This is a genomic window from Leucobacter muris (assembly GCF_004028235.1).
GTDB lineage: Bacteria > Actinomycetota > Actinomycetes > Actinomycetales > Microbacteriaceae > Leucobacter > Leucobacter muris.
This window is the reverse complement of record NZ_CP035037.1, coordinates 919726-935831: the sequence shown is the minus strand read 5'-3', so window position 1 is coordinate 935831 and position 16106 is coordinate 919726. Positions and strand designations below refer to the sequence as shown.

Below are 16106 nucleotides of genomic sequence, written 5' to 3'. Positions count from 1 at the left end.
CAGTCGCAGAGTCTATCACCGCGACATGGACGCATCCCGGCCCGCGGGCTCAGCGCGAGAGCCCGGCGCCGCGGCCGCGGTAGAGCTCGCCGTCGGCTCGCGCGATCGCATCGTCCAGTTCCTCGCCGGTCTGCACCGCCACCACTCCCCACGACCAGGAGAACGACGACTCCTCGTGCGCACGGTGCAGCCTCTCCTCGAGCTCCGCCGCGCCGGTTCGCGCCACGAGCGCGAACTCATCGCCCCCGAGCCGCACCACGAACCCGCCGCCACGGCCCGCGCTGCCGCGCATACCGACCATCGCCGACCACCCGCGCGCCGACTCGCGCAGGGCGGCGTCGCCGGCGGCGTGGCCCCCGGCGTCGTTCACCCGCTTGAAGTTGTCGAAGTCGACCACCGCGACCGCCAGCGGCTCCTCGGTGCGCCGGGCCCGCCGCACCGCGCGCGGGCCCGCCTCGGCGAGCCCGCGGCGGTTCAGCGCCCCCGTCAACGGATCGGTGTTCGCCTGCGCGAAGAGCTGACGCCGCACCGCGCGGGCCCCCTCGAAGCAGAACAGCATGATGATCACCGCATAGCCGATCATGATGACCGGTGACCCGATCCCGCTGCCCATCTCCGGATGCCAGATCAGCGTGCTCCACACCCTCGCCATGCTCAGCACGATGAACGTCCACGCGATGACGGTCGGATAGAACCACGCCACGTACAGCGCCACGAGCGGCAACTCGAGCAGCGCGTTGATCTCGGTATGGCTGTGGCGGGAGAACAGCATGAAGTAGCTCGACCAGGCCTCCATCCCCGCGACCACGACGAGACCGGCCCACAGCGGGTAGCGTCTGCCGAGCACGAGGGGGATCACCGTCAGCACGAGGTACACGATCAGCCAGACCACCACCATGCGCCGCTCGATGTGCGGATGCCCGATCAGCAGATCGGAGGCGAACACGACCACGAGCATCAGCGGGATCAGCGCGCTCACCGTCGAGAACGGCGTCTGCCATCGCACGAAGCGACGCAGCAGCGCCCGCGCGCGTTCCAGGTCCCCCGCCACCGCATCGGTCAGCAGCCTATCCATCGCTTCGCACCCGCCGCCCCGGCCGCGCCAGCTTCTCGCGGTACAGCCCCCGGTCCGCGCGTGCGAGCATCGAATCGGGGGTGTCTCCGATCCCCGACTGCGAGATCCCCGCCGACCACGGGTAGGGCGAAGCCCTCTTCAAGCGCTCCACGATGGCGCGGGCTCCCTCGACCTTCACGTGCGGCAGCAGCAGCGCGAACTCGTCGCCGCCGATCCGGCCGATCACGTCGCCCGTCCGCAACTCATCGCGCCACACGGCGGTCGTGTCGAACAGCGCCGCATCGCCGGCGGCATGACCCCTGCTGTCGTTGAGATGCTTGAAGTCGTCGAAGTCGATGAGCACGAGGCAGAACGGATCCCGTCGCGTCGACCTGCGCTGCAGCCGCTGCGCCACCCGGTCCACCAGCGCCTGCCGGTGGTAGGCCCCCGTCAGCGGATCGATCGTCGCGGCGTGGGCCTGCCGGCGCCACAGGTACATGCCCGCCCCGAAGCAGAAGAGCAGCGCCAGCAGGGCGTGCACGCCGACCAGGGCGCCGATGATGCCGTCGGCCCAGAGCAGCGGGTTCGTCCACATCGTCGCACCGAAGACCAGGAGGCAGACGACGATCAACGCTACCGCGAGCCGCGGCCGCACGAACCACCCCAGGTAGAACGCGACCACCGGCAGCTGCTGCACCGACGAGATGACCGACTGCGGATCATCGGGGAGGCTGAGGTAGTAGGTCTCGGCGACGATGAAGATCAGCACGCTCAGGATGCCGATCCAGCGGGGCACCTGCCTGCCGAAGGCGATCACCACGCACCCGCCCACCACGCAGAACATCAGCAGCGCCCAGGTGAGGGGCGGGTTGATCATGTCTTTGTGGAACACCACGTCGACCAGCAGCGTGAGGCCGAGCAGAAACGCCGCTGAGGCGAGGTACAGGGAGTGGGCGTCCTGCCGCCGAATGAGCGCAGCCAACCGCCCCATGGCTCCCCCTTCCCCGCGTTTCCCCTCACCGTTCGCCGCCCTGACGGTTTCTGACAGGGTACACACGCATCCTTGTGGAGCCCCCCTGACTTCACCCTGCGCTTCACCCTCTCGGCCACGGGGCTCCCAGCCTCGGCCGGTATGCTGAGGGAGCTGCAGCCAGCGGGGGTCTCTGCGCCGCAAGGCGCCAGACCTCTCCGGCGGCGGGTGATAACGGAGGTGGACGTGGAACAGGCCGAGACCCCGAGACGCGAGGGGCTGCGAGCGCGAAAGCGCCGGGCGACCGAGAACGCCATCGAGACATCGGCCGTGAAACTGGCTCTCGAGCACGGCGTCGAGCACGTGACGGTCGAGGCGATCTGCGAGATGGCCGATATCTCGCGCAGCACGTTCTTCAACTACTTCGCCGGCCGCGACTACGCGATCGTGGGGCGCGCGATCAGCATCCCCGAGGGCGACGATGCGTTCGTGGTACTCGACAGCTGCCCCGAGAACCTCACTCTCGGCATTCTGCGCCTCGTCTTCGCGGCGATCGGCCACAACAACGTCAACACCGAGGTGGCCCGCCTGCGCGCGCAGCTCATCGCCGAGCAACCCGAGGCCGGCCGCATGGCGCTCGTCACGCTGATGGAGTCCGCGCACCAGCTCACGGGCACCGCCGCGGCCTGGCTCTTCGCCCATCCCGAGCATGCCAAGCTCGACTCCCCCGTGCGGGAGGCCACACTCGCGGCCTCGCTCGCGCACGGCGTGATCAGCGCGCAGCTCGGGGAATGGATGCAGGGCGAGGGCGACATCGCCGCGGACGAGCAGGATCTCGAGCGCATGATGCAGGAGTACCGCATCCTCATCGGGTGAGGCGCGCAGTCGCCGTCACCGCTCGACGGCGCCGGCACTGGTCGACGGCGCCGACCCTCGACCCGGTTGGCCCTCGGCCCGCTGCGGGACACGGAGTCGCTGCGGGACACGGTCCCGACACGGAGCCGCCACGGGATGCACCGTATCTCGGATGACGCGTCGCCCCCCGGGCCGCCGACCGGCTCCCGGAGAACCGCGATCAGTCGACTTTGCTGATGGGCGCGAGCTTGACCAGCAGCTTGCGCTCCCCCACCGCGTCGAACACGACGTGGGCAATGCGCTTCGAACCGACGCCCGTGACGCTCGTCACGCGGCCCTCGCCGTACTCGTCGTGGCGGATGCGATCGCCCGAAGCGAGTTCGAGGTCGCCGTTGTCGCGGGCCGCGCCGCCGATCATGTTGGGGAAGCCGCCGCCCGCGGCCTGCGCCGCTTTGGCCTGCCGCTTGCGCTCGCGCCACTTCTCGAGCGCCGACTGCATGTTGCCGCTGGCGGGCTCGCTGACCGCCGCCGCTCCCGAACCGCCGCGCGATCCCGAGCTGCCGAACGACACCGACGAGTCGATGCGCCCGCGCGATCGCGGGCCGCCCGCTCCGTAGCCCGACGACGAGCCCCGGGGCGCGTTGAGCGCGCGCGACTCGGTGCCGCCGCGGCCGGTGACCTCGCCGGGAGACTGCCGCCAGTCGATGAGCCCCTCGGGGATCTCCTGCAGGAAGCGGGAGGGCATCGCGACGGAGATGTCGCCGAAGGTGGCGCGGGTCGACGCGAGCGTGAGGTACAGCTGCTCTCGGGCGCGCGTGATGCCGACGTACATGAGCCGCCGCTCCTCGCTGATGCCGCCGACCTCGTCGACCGACATCTGGTGCGGCAGCAGCCCCTCTTCGACGCCGGTGATGAACACGGCCTTGAACTCGAGGCCCTTGGCGGTGTGCATGGTCATGAGCGAGACGGTGCCGCTGGTGTCGTCGAGATCGTCGGCTGCGGCGACGAGGCTCACCTCGGTGAGGAAGGCGAGCAGGCCGGCGCCCGGCTGCTTGGCGTCGAACTCGCGGGCGACCGCGATGAGCTCTTCAAGGTTCTCGGCGCGCGCGTCGTCTTGCGGGTCGCGCTTGGCCCGGAGCTTCTCGATCATCTCGGTCTCGTCGAGGATCAGCTTGAGCACGTCGCCGACCGGCGCCGGTTGCGCCTCTTCGGCGGAGTCGTCGGTCGCGCCCCCGCCGACCGCCATGCGCGCGGCCCGGGTGAGCAGCTCGGCGAGCTGCCGCGCAGTGCCGCGCAGCTTGGGGCCGAGCGCCCCGACCTCGTCGGCGCGCAGCATCGCCTCGTGGAAGGAGATGCCCTGCGCCTCCTGGAAGTTGGCGAGGTGCGCCTCGGCCATGGGCCCGACGCCGCGCTTCGGGGCGCCCAGCAGGCGCGACCACGCGATGGGGTCGTAGGGGTTCGCGATGCTGGTCAGGTAGGCCATCGCGTCTTTGATCTCAGCGCGCTCGTAGAACTTGGTGCCGCCGAGCACGCGGTACGGAATGGCGGATCGGATCAGCAGTTCTTCAAGGGCGCGGGTCTGCGAGTTGGTGCGGTAGAACACCGCGATGTCGCCGTAGGCGGTGCCTGCACGGTGCAGATCCTCGATCTCCTCTGCAACGAAGCGGGCCTCGTCGTGCTGCGAGTAGCCGGTGAACCCGACGATCTTCGCGCCGTCGCCCTCGGCGGTCCAGAGGTTCTTCTCCTGCCGGTCGAAGTTGTTGCCGATCACGGCGTTGGCGGCCGAGAGGATGTTCTGCGTGGAGCGGTAGTTCTGCTCGAGCTTCACCACCTCGGCGCCGCGGAAGTCGCGCTCGAACTCGACGATGTTGCGGATGTCGGCCCCGCGGAAGGCGTAGATCGACTGATCGCTGTCGCCGACGACGGTGAGGCTGGCGGGCGGGATGCCGCCGCTCGCGTCGAGTTCGCGCTCTCGGGCGGGCGGCATGAGCCGGTCGACCTCCTCGGGCGCGACGGCCCGCGTGAGCTCGCGGATCAGGGAGTACTGCGCGTGGTTCGTGTCCTGGTACTCGTCGACGAGGATGTGGCGGAAGCGCCGCTGGTAGACGGCCGCCACGTCGGGGTGGGCGCGGAAGAGCTGCACCGTCTGCCCGATGAGGTCGTCGAAGTCGAAGGCGTTGGCGCGTCGCAGCTCCTGCTCGTACATCTTGAATATCTCGACGAAGAGGCGGTCGCGCGGGTCGTTCTCGTTCATGGTCGCCGCGTAGTCGTCGGCGTCGCTCAGCTCGTTCTTGAGCTTCGATATCTTCGATCCGGCGTTCGCGGGCGTGAATCCGTACGTATCGGCGTCGAGTTCTTTGATGATGCGCTTGAGCAGCGCGCGCGAGTCGGCCGAGTCGTAGATGGTGAAGCCCGACACGTAGCCGAAGCGCTCGGCCTCGCGCCGCAGGATGCGCACGCACGCGGAGTGGAACGTCGAGATCCACATGCCCTGCGCGCCGTCGCCCAGCAGCCCCTCGATGCGCTCGCGCATCTCGGCGGCCGCCTTGTTGGTGAAGGTGATGGCGAGGATCTGGCTCGGCCACGCCTCTTTGTTGCGGATGAGGTGGGCGATGCGGTGGGTGAGCACGCGGGTCTTGCCCGATCCGGCGCCCGCCACGATCAGCAGTGCCGGCCCGCGCGACACCACGGCGCGCTCCTGCGCGGGATTCAGCCCGTCGAGCAGGGGGTCGCCGCCGCCCTCGCCGGGCGCGCCGCCCGCAGAAGGACCACCGAACGGAGCACCGGGCTCCAGAAGTTCAAACTCGCTCATCGTGGGATCCAGTCTAGGCGCGACCACTGACATTCCTCTCTGCGCCCGCACCCCTCCTGCCCCTGCCCCTCACCCCGCCCTTCCCCGCTTCCACGTCGCCCTTCCCTCCTCCTGGCCAGTCCCCCCCCCCTTCTCCTTCCCTCCTTCCATCCTTCCCTCCTTCCCTCCTTCCCGCCTTCCCTCCCTTCCCCTGTCGAGATGACGCATGTGGTCAGCGGTGGGACGTGCGAGCGACCGCACGCGTCATCTCAGCGGGGGCGGACGACAGGGTGGGGATGGGGTGGACGACGTGGACGGCGATAGACCATGGGGATGGGCGGTGGGGGCGCACGGCGGTGCGGCCGACAGGCCAGAATAGAGGAATGGCAACTCCCAGCGTGCTCGTCTTCGCGACGGGCGGCACCATCGGCATGCACGAGACCGACGCGGGGCTCGCCCCCGACCCCGACTTCCCCGAGGTGCTCGAGCGGCTCGTGGCCGGCATCTGCCGCCCGCTCGGCCTCGAGGCACGCATCAACCATCTGCTCCCCGCCATCGACAGCGCGAACGCCGACGCCGAGACGGCGCCCCGCATCGCCCGCGCGATCAGCGCACGCGTGCGCACCCAGCGCCCGCGCGGCGTCGTGATCCTGCACGGCACCGACACGCTCGCCTACACCGCGTCGCGCCTCGCGTTCGAGCTGGCCGGCATCGGCAGCCCCGTAGTGGTGACGGGCAGCCAGCTCGCCCACGGCGCCCCGCACACCGATGCCCTCGACAACCTCGCGCTCGCGATTCGCGCCTCCGTGAAGGCTGCGCCGGGCGCGCCGGTCTCGGTGGCCTTCGGCGGCGCGATCCTGCCCGCCGTGCGCACGGTCAAGCACGACAGCGTCTCGCTCGCCGCCTTCCGCGCCGAGCGCTCGCTCGCCCCCGATCCCGCGGGCATCCCCTCGGCGCCTTCGGGCCTCGACTCCCCCGCCGCGCCCGCCCGTGTGCTCTCCTTCCGCTTCACGCCGGCCGTGACCGCGGCCGACCTGCGCGCGGCGCTCGGCGGCGGCCCCGACGGGCTGGTGCTGGAGTGCTACGGATCGGGCAACGCGCCGATGGCCCGGCCCGGCATGCTCGGCACGCTGCGCGAGATCTGCGGATCGCTGCCCGTCGTCGCGGTGACGCAGTGCGCGACCGGAGGGGTGGATCTCGCCCGCTACGCGGTGGGGCGCGAGCTGGCCGCCGCGGGTGCGATCGACGGGTCGGATCTCACGGTCGAGGCGGCGACGGCGAAACTCGGATTTCTGCTCGACCGCGGACACCGAGGCGCCGAGCTGCGCGGCCTCATGGAGCAGAATCTCGTCGGAGAGCTCACCCGCTGAGCCCGCAGCGCCATTGCGTGTCGGGCCGCCCGCGCCCGACCGCCCCCGCGCCCCGATCCGCCGCCGACCCGCGCCCGCGGCCCGACATCCCGCGGCCCGACATCCCGCGCACCGATCGACCCTCAGACACCCCGACCGCGCGAATCGGGGCGCTGCTGCGTCGATCGGTGCGGGTGGGTGCTCGCACCAGCGCCCGTGCTCGCGCCGCGGCTACGCCTGAGCTTCGCGGATCGCAACCCCCAGGTCGGGGTGATCGACGAAGATCCCGTCGACCCCCGAGCGCAGCAGCAGCCCGAACTCGCTCTGCCAGTCGCCCCACTCGGCGCCGCGCAGCGAGCTCTGGAAGCGCACGTTGAGGTAGCGGTTCTCGGGCCTGAGCGTCCACGTGTAGACGCGCAGCCCCCGCGCGTGCGCCCGCGCCACGAGGTCGGTCGGGCCGGTCGCGCGACCCAGCGCGTTCACCCGGATGAGGTTGCCCTTGGCCACGCTCACCCCGTCGACCCGCTCGGCGAGCAGGTCGAGCCCGGCGTCGCTGCGGTACCACGCGAAGCTGCGCGACGGCGCGCCGCCGACCGGCTCGTCGGCGGGCGACCCGAAGCGGTCGGTGAGGAACACGAGCTCGGCGCGCGCACCGGCCGCGCGCAGTCGATCCAGCACCCCCAGTTCGAACGACTCGATCACGAGCCGCTCCCCGCGCGCGTCCCATCCAGCCTCGGCGAGTTCGGCGAGCAGCAGCGGCCCCAGGTCGTAACCGATGCCCGCGAAGTAGGCGGCGTGCTTGATCTCGACCACCACGCGCAGCGGTTCGCCGCACCGCGAGCTCTCGTCGTCGACGATCGCGAGCACGTCGCGCAAGCGCAGGATCGGCTCGGAACCGTCGAACTCGCGGTTGTCGGGGCGCACGCGCTTCAGGCGCTCGGTGCAGCGCAGCGCCGACAGCTCCTGCCAGGTGAAATCCTCGGTGAACCAACCAGTGAGGCGCTTGCCGTCGATCGTCTTCGTCGTGCGACGCGAGGCGAATTCGGGGTGCCTCGCGACGTCGGTCGTGCCCGAGATCTCGTTCTCGTGGCGCACCACCAGCACGCCGTCGCGCGTGGCGACGATGTCGGGTTCGACCGCGTCGGCGCCGAGCTCGAAGGCGAGCCGGTACGACGAGGCGCTGTGCTCGGGCCGGTATCCCGGCGCCCCGCGGTGACCGATGACGAGGGGCGCGCGATGCGGGCTGTCCATGGGTTCCAGCCTATCCGCGGTGCGCGAACAGGGGCTCCGCATCGGGCAGAGTCACAGCCACCGCGAGGCGCCCTGTGGATAAGCTTGAAGCGTCCCATACGCCAGGAAAGGATTCCGACGCATGAGCAACCCGGCTCTCAGCAACAACCCGGCACTCAACGGCAAGACCCTCACCGCTGACGAGCTGCGCCGCATCTACGATCAGCCCGCCGCGCAGACGCAGCGGCCCGGCATCGACGAGCCCGTCGCAGAGGCGGGCTTCGGCGGCGAGCAGCCGCCCGTCGTCACGCCCTCCGACCGCCCGATGACGTATGAGAACACCATCTCCAAGACGGTGATGCTGTTCCTCATCGTGCTCCTCTTCGGCGCCATCGGCTGGTTCATGCCGATCCTCGCGCTGCCCGCGTCCATCGTCGGCCTCGTGCTCGGCCTCGTCAACTCGTTCAAGAAGGAGCCGAGCGTTCCCCTCATCGTGCTGTACGCGGTGTTCCAGGGCGTCTTCCTCGGCGGTATCTCCGGCATCTTCGAGGCCCAGTGGGCGGGCATCGTCTCGCAGGCCGTCATCGGCACGCTCTCGGTGTTCGGCGTGACCCTGCTGCTGTTCCGCAGCGGCAAGGTGCGCACCAGCCCGAAGATGACCAAGATCGTGCTCATCGCGATGGTCGGCTACCTCGTCTTCTCGCTCATCAACTTCGGCATGATCATGTTCGGCGCGACCGACGATCCCTGGGGCATGCGCGGTGTGACGGTGTTCGGCATCCCCCTCGGCGTGGTCATCGGCCTGCTCGCCGTCTTCCTCGCCGCCTACTCGCTGGTCATGGACTTCGAGTTGATCCAGAACGGCGTGAAGAACCGCGTGCCCGAGAAGTGGGCCTGGTCGGCGGCCTTCGGCCTCATGGTCACGCTGATCTGGCTGTACGTCGAGATCCTGCGCATCCTCGCGATCCTGCGCGGCAGCGACTGATCCTCAGCGGATCGACGAAGCCCGGGCCTCACGGCCCGGGCTTCTTCCGTCTCCGCCCCTGACGCTGCGGCGACGTCATCGCCGCGCTCAGAACCGTGGCAACAGAAAAGCCGGCTCGCGCCGGCTTTTCTCACTCCCACTCGATGGTCCCCGGAGGCTTCGAGGTGACGTCGAGTACGACGCGGTTGACCTCGGGCACCTGGTTGGTGATGCGGTTCGAGATGCGGGCGAGCACCTCGTAGGGCACGCGCGTCCAGTCGGCCGTCATGGCGTCCTCCGACGAGACGGGGCGCAGCACGATCGGGTGGCCGTAGGTGCGACCGTCGCCCTGCACCCCCACGGAGCGCACGTCGGCGAGCAGCACGACCGGGCACTGCCAGATCTCGGAGTCGAGGCCGGCGGCGGTCAGCTCCTCGCGCGCGATCGCGTCGGCGGCGCGCAGCGTCTCGAGGCGATCCCGGGTGACCTCTCCGACGATGCGGATGCCGAGGCCGGGGCCGGGGAACGGCTGACGGCCCACGATCGCCTCGGGGATGCCGAGCTCGCGGCCGATCTCGCGCACCTCGTCCTTGAACAGGGTGCGCAGCGGCTCGATCAGCTCGAAGTCGAGGTCTTCGGGCAGGCCGCCCACGTTGTGGTGCGACTTGATGTTCGCGGTGCCGGATCCGCCGCCCGACTCGACCACGTCGGGGTACAGCGTGCCCTGCACGAGGAACTTCACCTTCTCGCCCTCGGCCTTCGCCTCGGCGACGAGGTCGAGCTGCACCTGCTCGAACGCGCGGATGAACTCGCGGCCGATGATCTTGCGCTTCTCCTCGGGATCGGTGACGCCCTCGAGGTGGCCGAGGAAGACGTCGGCCGCGTCGATCGTGATGAGGTTCACGCCGGTGGAGGCGACGTAGTCGCGCTCGACCTGCTCGCGCTCGCCCTGTCGCAGCAGGCCGTGGTCGACGAAGACCGCGGTGAGCTGGTCGCCGATGGCCTTGTGCACGAGCGCGGTCGAGACGGCCGAGTCGACGCCGCCCGACAGCGCGGAGATGACGCGCGCGTCGCCCACCTGGGCGCGGATACGCTCCACCTGCTCGGCGATCACGTTGCCCGCGTTCCAGTCGGCGGGGATGCCGGCGACGTGGTGCAGGAAGTTCTCGAGGATGCGCTGGCCGTGGTCGGAGTGCTTGACCTCGGGATGCCACTGCACCCCGTACAGCTTCTTCTCGGGCGAGCCGAACGCGGCGACGGGGGTGACCGAGGTGCGCGCCAGCACGTCGAAGCCCTCGGGCGCCCGCTGCACGGCGTCGCCGTGGCTCATCCAGACGTTCTGCGTCTCGGGCTGGCCGCCGAGGATCGCGCCGCCGTCGCCGACGATACGGGCCTCGGTGGCGCCGTACTCGCGGTCGCCGGTGTTGCCGACCTCGCCGCCGAGGGCGCGGGCCATCACCTGGAAGCCGTAGCAGATGCCGAGCACGGGCACGCCGAGCTCGAAGATCGCGGGGTCGAACTGCGGGGCGCCCTCCTCGTACACGGACGACGGACCGCCCGAGAGCACGATGCCGAGCGGCTGCTTCGCCTCGACCTCGGCCGCGGTGATGCTGTGCGGCACGAGCTCGGAGTACACGCCGGCCTCGCGCACGCGGCGCGCGATCAGCTGCGCGTACTGCGCACCGAAGTCGACCACGAGAACCGGGCGGTGGTCCGTGTCAGTCTGTTCTGCCATTGCAGGCCTTTCGAGGTTGTGGAGGCCGGCTCTGCGAGGGCCACCTCCGGGGGTCAGAAGACGATTCTACTGAAGCGGGGCCGCTGCGGCCTCGGCCTCGCGAGCGTTCAGGAAGCCGGTGACCTCGCGCACGATGCGGGCCTCCAGGAAGAACGACATGAAGGGCACCACGCCGCCGAGGGCGATGAGGATGAAGCGCCAGAAGCTCCAGCGCATGGGGCTCCACAGCAGGAAGTCGGAGACCAGGTAGATCACGTAGAACCAGCCGTGGGCGATGAGGATCGCCTTGAACAGGTCGAAGCCCTGGGGGGCGAAGTCGGCCTCGACCCCCTCGGGGGCGAGCGGGTAGAAGTTGGCGAAGCCGTCGGGCGTGAAGAGGAAGAGCTGCACGTTGAAGACGTACTTCATGACCATCACGGCGCAGAGCAGCAGGAGCATCACGCCGGTGATCACCGAGGTGACCTTGTAGAAGCTCAATGCCTTGCGAATGCGCGGGTAATCGGACGGCTTGGGCTGCAGTTGCATGGGTTCCATTCTATTCTTGCGCCGCTTGGAGCAGCTTGAGTTCGTGCTCCTTCTCCCAGGCGTCGCGGGTGAGGCGGTACCAGAGAAAGAGGGCGAAGCCGGCGAACACGATCCACTCGACCCCGTAGAAGATGTTGAGCCAGTTGACGGTCTCGGGCGGCAGCGGGGCGACCGAGTCGACGGGGTCGAGGTCGGCCTCCGCGAGCAGCGGAGCGGCGGCCCCGGTGTCGTGCAGCACGAGGTAGCCCGAGTAGACGGGGCTGTCGACGCCGGTCCACACGTTCGCGAGGAAGGCCGGGATCATGGTGCGCATGACCTGCGGTTCCTCGCCCGCACCGGGCACCTGCGGCCCCTCGGGGGGCATGAAGCGCCCCTCGAGGGCGCGGCCTTCGGCGAACGCGGGATCCGCCTCGAGCGTCTCGATCGCGCGTTCGGCGTCGGCCTCGCTCGCCGCCCAGCCGATCGCGACGGCGAGGTGCGCGCCCGGTTCGGCGTCGGGGCCCTCGGTGACGAGGTGGCCGACGACCCAGGCGCCGTTCTCGCCGTCGTTGAGGCGGGGGGCGACGATGCGCGAGTCGCCGGGTACGAATGCGCCCTCGAGGCGTACGACCACTCCGGCGCCCTCGTCGGTGACGCCCATGAGCGTGTCGGAGGCCTCCGCGAGCGGGCGCGGGGTCTCGGTGTCGACCTCCTCGACCGCGGCGTTGCGCACGGCGCTGTCCATCTGCCACTGCCCGAGCCACGCGAAGACCGCGGCCACGAGCATGGCGAACACGAGGGCGAGGATCCAGCGGGGCCTGCGCATCACCTGCGCGAGGGTGGGGTCGCCCAGGTACTCGGGTCGCTTCGACCGCCCCTGCGGGGTCGGCTGCGGCGCGTCGGGCTCGGGCTGCGGCTGATCCGCAGAGCCCGACGGGTGGGGCTGGGTCGAGGACAACGGCTTCGCGGCCCCCTAGCGCTCGGCGTGCACGACACCGACGCGCTGGAACTCCTTGAGTTCCGAGTAGCCGGTCGTCGCCATCGCGCGGCGCAGCGCGCCGATCAGGTTGGCGCTGCCGTCGGCGACGTGCGCCGGGCCGTTCACGATCTCCGAGAGCGGGGCCACGGGTGCGACCCGCATGCGCCTGCCGCGCGGCAGATCCTCGTGGTGGGCCTCCTGGCCCCAGTGCCAGCCGCTGCCGGGGGCGTCGGAGGCCTTGGCGAGCGCCGAGCCGAGCATGACGGCGTCGGCGCCGCACGCCATCGCCTTGATGAGGTCGCCTGAGGTGCCGAGGCCGCCGTCGGCGATCACGTGCACGTAGCGCCCGCCCGACTCGTCGAGGTAGTCGGTGCGCGCCCCGGCGACGTCGGCGATCGCGGTCGCCATGGGTGCGCGGATGCCGAGCGTGGCGCGGGTGGTCGAGGACGCTCCCCCGCCGAAGCCGACGAGCACGCCGGCCGCGCCCGTCCGCATGAGGTGGAGGGCCGACTGGTAGGTGGCGGCGCCGCCCACGATCACGGGCACGTCGAGCTCGTAGATGAACTGCTTGAGGTTGAGGGGCTCGCGCCCCTCTTTCGCGACGTGCTCGGCCGAGACGGTGTTGCCGCGGATCACGAACAGGTCGACGCCCGCCTGCACCACGGTCTCGGTGAACTCGGCGGTGCGGTGCGGCGACAGCGCGCCGGCGACGGTCACGCCGGCCTCGCGGATCTCGCCGAGCCGGGCCGTGATGAGCTCGGGTCGGATCGGCGCCGAGTAGAGCTCGCGCATGCGGTGCACGGCGGCGACCTCGTCGTCGATGCCGGCGAGCTCGGCGAGCAGCGGCTCGGGATCCTCGTGGCGGGTCCAGAGGCCCTCGAGGTTGAGCACGCCGAGACCGCCGAGGCGGCCGAGCTCGATCGCGGTGGCGGGCGACATGACGGAGTCCATGGGCGCGCCGAGCACGGGGATGTCGAACTGGAACGCGTCGATCGACCACGCGGTCGAGACGAGCTCGGGGTCGCGGGTGCGCCGGGTCGGCACGATGCCGATCTCGTCGAAGGTGTACACGCGGCGGGCGCGCTTGCCCCGCCCGATCTCGATCTCGTTACTCACGATCAGGTCCGTTTCTCATGCGCGATCAGCGCTTGTAGTTGGGGGCTTCGACGACCATCTGCACGTCGTGCGGGTGGCTCTCCTTGAGCCCCGCCGAGGTGATGCGCACGAACTCGCCGCGCTGCTTCAGCTCCTCGATCGAGCGGGCCCCCACGTAGAACATCGACTGGCGCAGGCCGCCGATCATCTGGTGGGTCACCGCGCCCACCGGGCCGCGATAGGGCACCTGGCCCTCGATCCCCTCGGGGATCAGCTTCTCGTCGCTCGGCACGTCGGCCTGGAAGTAGCGGTCCTTCGAGTAGGAGGTGCGCTCGCCGCGCGTCTGCAGCGCGCCCAGCGACCCCATGCCGCGGTAGTTCTTGTACTGCTTGCCGCCCACGAAGACCAGGTCGCCGGGGCTCTCGTCGGTTCCGGCCAGCAGCGACCCCATCATCACCGAGGACGCGCCCGCGACGAGCGCCTTCGCGATGTCGCCCGAGTACTGCAGGCCGCCGTCGGCGATGACGGGGATGCCGGCGGGGGTCGCCGCCTTCGCCGCCTCGTACACGGCGGTCACCTGCGGCACGCCTACGCCCGCGATGACGCGCGTCGTGCAGATCGAGCCCGGCCCGACGCCCACCTTGACGGCGTCGGCGCCCGCGTCCGCGATCGCCTTCGCGCCGGCGTACGTCGCCACGTTGCCGCCGATCACGTCGACGCCCGCGAAGGCGGGGTCGCTCTTGATCTTCGCGATGATGTCGAGCACGCCCTTGCTGTCGCCGTTGGCGGTGTCGACCACCAGCACGTCGACGCCGGCGTCGATCAGTTCGCCCGCGCGCTTCCAGGCGTCGCCGAAGAAGCCCACCGCCGCGCCCACGCGCAGACGGCCGGCGTCGTCTTTCGTGGCGAGCGGATACTGCCCTTCCTTGTCGAAGTCCTTCACCGTGATGAGGCCGGTGAGGCGGCCCTCGTCGTCGACGAGCGGCAGCTTCTCGATCTTGTGCCGGCGGAAGATCGCCGCGGCGTCGTCGCGGGAGATGCCCACGGGGCCCGTGATGAGCGGCATCTTCGTCATGGCCTCGGAGACGCGCACCTGCGAGCGGTCCTTCGGATCGATGAAGCGCATGTCGCGGTTCGTGATGATGCCGAGCAGCACCCCGTTCGAGTCGACGACGGGCAGGCCCGAGACGCGGTACTCGCCGCAGAGCGCGTCGACCTCGGCCACGGTCGCGTCGACCGACGTGGTGACCGGGTTGGTGATCATGCCCGCCTCGCTGCGCTTGACCCGATCCACCATCTCGGCCTGATCCTGGATCGACAGGTTGCGGTGCAGGATGCCGAGGCCGCCGTTGCGCGCCATCGAGACCGCCATGCGGGTCTCGGTCACCGTGTCCATGGCCGCCGAGATCAGCGGGATGTTGAGGCGGATGCGACGCGTGAGCTGGGTCGAGGTGTCCGCGTCGCTCGGGATGACGTCGGTGTGCGCCGGAAGCAGCAGCACATCGTCGTAGGTCAGACCGGTGAACGCGAAGGGGTCGCGCTGTTCCATGGAACCTCTTTTGCTGTGTGTGGGGCCGGTGGGTTCAGGCGGCCGGATCGCGGCGCCTACCCCGTTCAGTCTAAGGGAATCGGCCCGGTGTTCGTCTGTGCGGTGGGCGAACGCCGGATCTGCGCGACCATGTCGGCGATGAGAATGATGAGCGCGATCCACACCGCGATGAATCCGACCCACCGGCTGACGGGCATCTCCTCGTGCATCACGAAGTAGCCGTAGAGGAAGCCGAGGATCGGGGTGAGGAACTGCAGGAACCCCATATAGGAGAGCGGCAGCCTGCGCGTGGCCTCTCCGAAGAGGATGAGGGGCACCGCCGTCATGATGCCGCTGAACATCACGAGCGCGGTGATGCCGGGGCCGAAGGAGAAGACGCCGATCCCCGAGACGCCCGCGACGATCAGCAGCTGCACGGCCGCGACGGGCAGCGATGCGAAGGTCTCGACGGTGAGGCCGGTGATGCCGTCGACCTGCTCCCCCGCGTGCTTGTGCACGGCGCCGTAGAGGCCGAACGACGTCGCGATGCCGAGCGCGATCCACGGGAAGGCGCCGTAGGCGACCGCGGCGGCCGCGACGCCCGCGGCCGCGATCCCGACCGCGATCCACTGGGGACGCGTGAGCTGCTCCTTGCGCACGATGACGCCGATGAGGATCGTGAAGAGCGGGTTGATGAAGTAGCCGAGCGAGGTCTCGAGCACGTGCCCCGTCATCACGCCGATCACGAAGAGCTGCCAGTTCGCGTAGAGCAGCAGCGCTGAGAGGGTGAACCAGCCGAGCAGTCGCGGCGAGCGCAGGATCGCCCCCACCTGGCCCCAGCGACGGGTCGCGGAGACGAGGATCACGCAGAACGTGAGGGTCGCGCCGACCCGCCAGGGCACCACCTCGAACGGCCCGACCACCGCGATGAGGCCGAAGAAGAAGGGGAAGACACCCCAGATGAGGTAGGCGCCCAGCCCGTATCCCAGTCCTGAACGAGTCATGCGCACCGGATCAGGCTACTCCCGATCCGGTGCGCGGTCTCGTCGGGG

General features: G+C 70.2%; 13 protein-coding genes. 3 read left to right on the top strand and 10 right to left on the bottom strand.

What is annotated here, in order from left to right; genetic code table 11:
* Positions 1–49 precede the first annotated feature (49 nt).
* Together Leucomu_RS04425 and Leucomu_RS04420 are read right to left on the bottom strand one after the other, a co-directional pair.
* The gene (locus tag Leucomu_RS04425) at positions 50–1051 is read right to left on the bottom strand and encodes a GGDEF domain-containing protein (protein ID WP_228407272.1); all 1002 of its coding nucleotides are present in this window, start codon (positions 1049–1051) and stop codon (positions 50–52) included.
* A gap of 16 nt (positions 1052–1067) precedes the next feature.
* A complete protein-coding gene (locus tag Leucomu_RS04420; protein WP_228407270.1) occupies positions 1068–2045 on the bottom strand; it encodes a GGDEF domain-containing protein in 978 nt (325 codons plus the stop codon).
* A 309-nt stretch (positions 2046–2354) separates the two neighbouring features.
* Between Leucomu_RS04420 and Leucomu_RS04415 the strand changes: the two genes are divergently transcribed.
* Positions 2355–2900: a TetR/AcrR family transcriptional regulator gene (locus Leucomu_RS04415; RefSeq protein WP_238560357.1), complete on the top strand. Its 546-nt coding sequence runs from the start codon at positions 2355–2357 to the stop codon at positions 2898–2900.
* 199 nt (positions 2901–3099) lie between these two features.
* Here Leucomu_RS04415 and Leucomu_RS04410 read toward each other — a convergent pair whose 3' ends face one another.
* The gene (locus tag Leucomu_RS04410) at positions 3100–5691 is read right to left on the bottom strand and encodes an ATP-dependent helicase (RefSeq protein WP_017885256.1); all 2592 of its coding nucleotides are present in this window, start codon (positions 5689–5691) and stop codon (positions 3100–3102) included.
* 362 nt (positions 5692–6053) lie between these two features.
* Between Leucomu_RS04410 and Leucomu_RS04405 the strand changes: the two genes are divergently transcribed.
* Positions 6054–7040 carry an asparaginase domain-containing protein gene (locus tag Leucomu_RS04405; RefSeq protein ID WP_228407268.1) on the top strand — a complete coding sequence of 329 codons (987 nt, stop codon included), beginning with the start codon at positions 6054–6056 and terminating at the stop codon, positions 7038–7040.
* Positions 7041–7250: 210 nt separating this feature from the next.
* Here the strand turns inward: Leucomu_RS04405 and Leucomu_RS04400 are convergent, their stop codons facing one another.
* A complete protein-coding gene (locus Leucomu_RS04400) occupies positions 7251–8270 on the bottom strand; it encodes a glycerophosphodiester phosphodiesterase family protein (protein ID WP_128386466.1) in 1020 nt (339 codons plus the stop codon).
* Positions 8271–8391: 121 nt separating this feature from the next.
* On the opposite strand from Leucomu_RS04400, the gene Leucomu_RS04395 reads away from it, so the two are divergent.
* Complete coding sequence (locus Leucomu_RS04395; RefSeq protein ID WP_128386465.1) at positions 8392–9234, top strand: Bax inhibitor-1/YccA family protein; 843 nt, start codon at positions 8392–8394, stop codon at positions 9232–9234.
* A gap of 130 nt (positions 9235–9364) precedes the next feature.
* On the opposite strand, the gene guaA is transcribed toward Leucomu_RS04395, so the two are convergent.
* The 6 genes from guaA to rarD all read right to left on the bottom strand — a co-directional run bounded on the left by guaA (position 9365) and on the right by rarD (position 16058).
* A complete protein-coding gene (gene guaA / locus Leucomu_RS04390; RefSeq protein WP_128386464.1) occupies positions 9365–10948 on the bottom strand; it encodes a glutamine-hydrolyzing GMP synthase in 1584 nt (527 codons plus the stop codon).
* A gap of 66 nt (positions 10949–11014) precedes the next feature.
* Positions 11015–11473: a DUF3817 domain-containing protein gene (locus Leucomu_RS04385; RefSeq protein WP_017885261.1), complete on the bottom strand. Its 459-nt coding sequence runs from the start codon at positions 11471–11473 to the stop codon at positions 11015–11017.
* Positions 11474–11483: 10 nt separating this feature from the next.
* Positions 11484–12410 carry an SURF1 family protein gene (locus tag Leucomu_RS04380; protein ID WP_128386463.1) on the bottom strand — a complete coding sequence of 309 codons (927 nt, stop codon included), beginning with the start codon at positions 12408–12410 and terminating at the stop codon, positions 11484–11486.
* 15 nt (positions 12411–12425) lie between these two features.
* Positions 12426–13547 (bottom strand): GuaB3 family IMP dehydrogenase-related protein, encoded by a 1122-nt coding sequence (locus tag Leucomu_RS04375; RefSeq protein WP_128386462.1) that lies wholly within the window; start codon positions 13545–13547, stop codon positions 12426–12428.
* A 25-nt stretch (positions 13548–13572) separates the two neighbouring features.
* Entirely contained in the window at positions 13573–15075 is a 1503-nt protein-coding gene (guaB, locus tag Leucomu_RS04370; RefSeq protein ID WP_128386461.1) for an IMP dehydrogenase, read from the bottom strand.
* A 65-nt stretch (positions 15076–15140) separates the two neighbouring features.
* Positions 15141–16058 (bottom strand): EamA family transporter RarD, encoded by a 918-nt coding sequence (gene rarD, locus Leucomu_RS04365; RefSeq protein WP_041205910.1) that lies wholly within the window; start codon positions 16056–16058, stop codon positions 15141–15143.
* Positions 16059–16106: the final 48 nt, after the last annotated feature.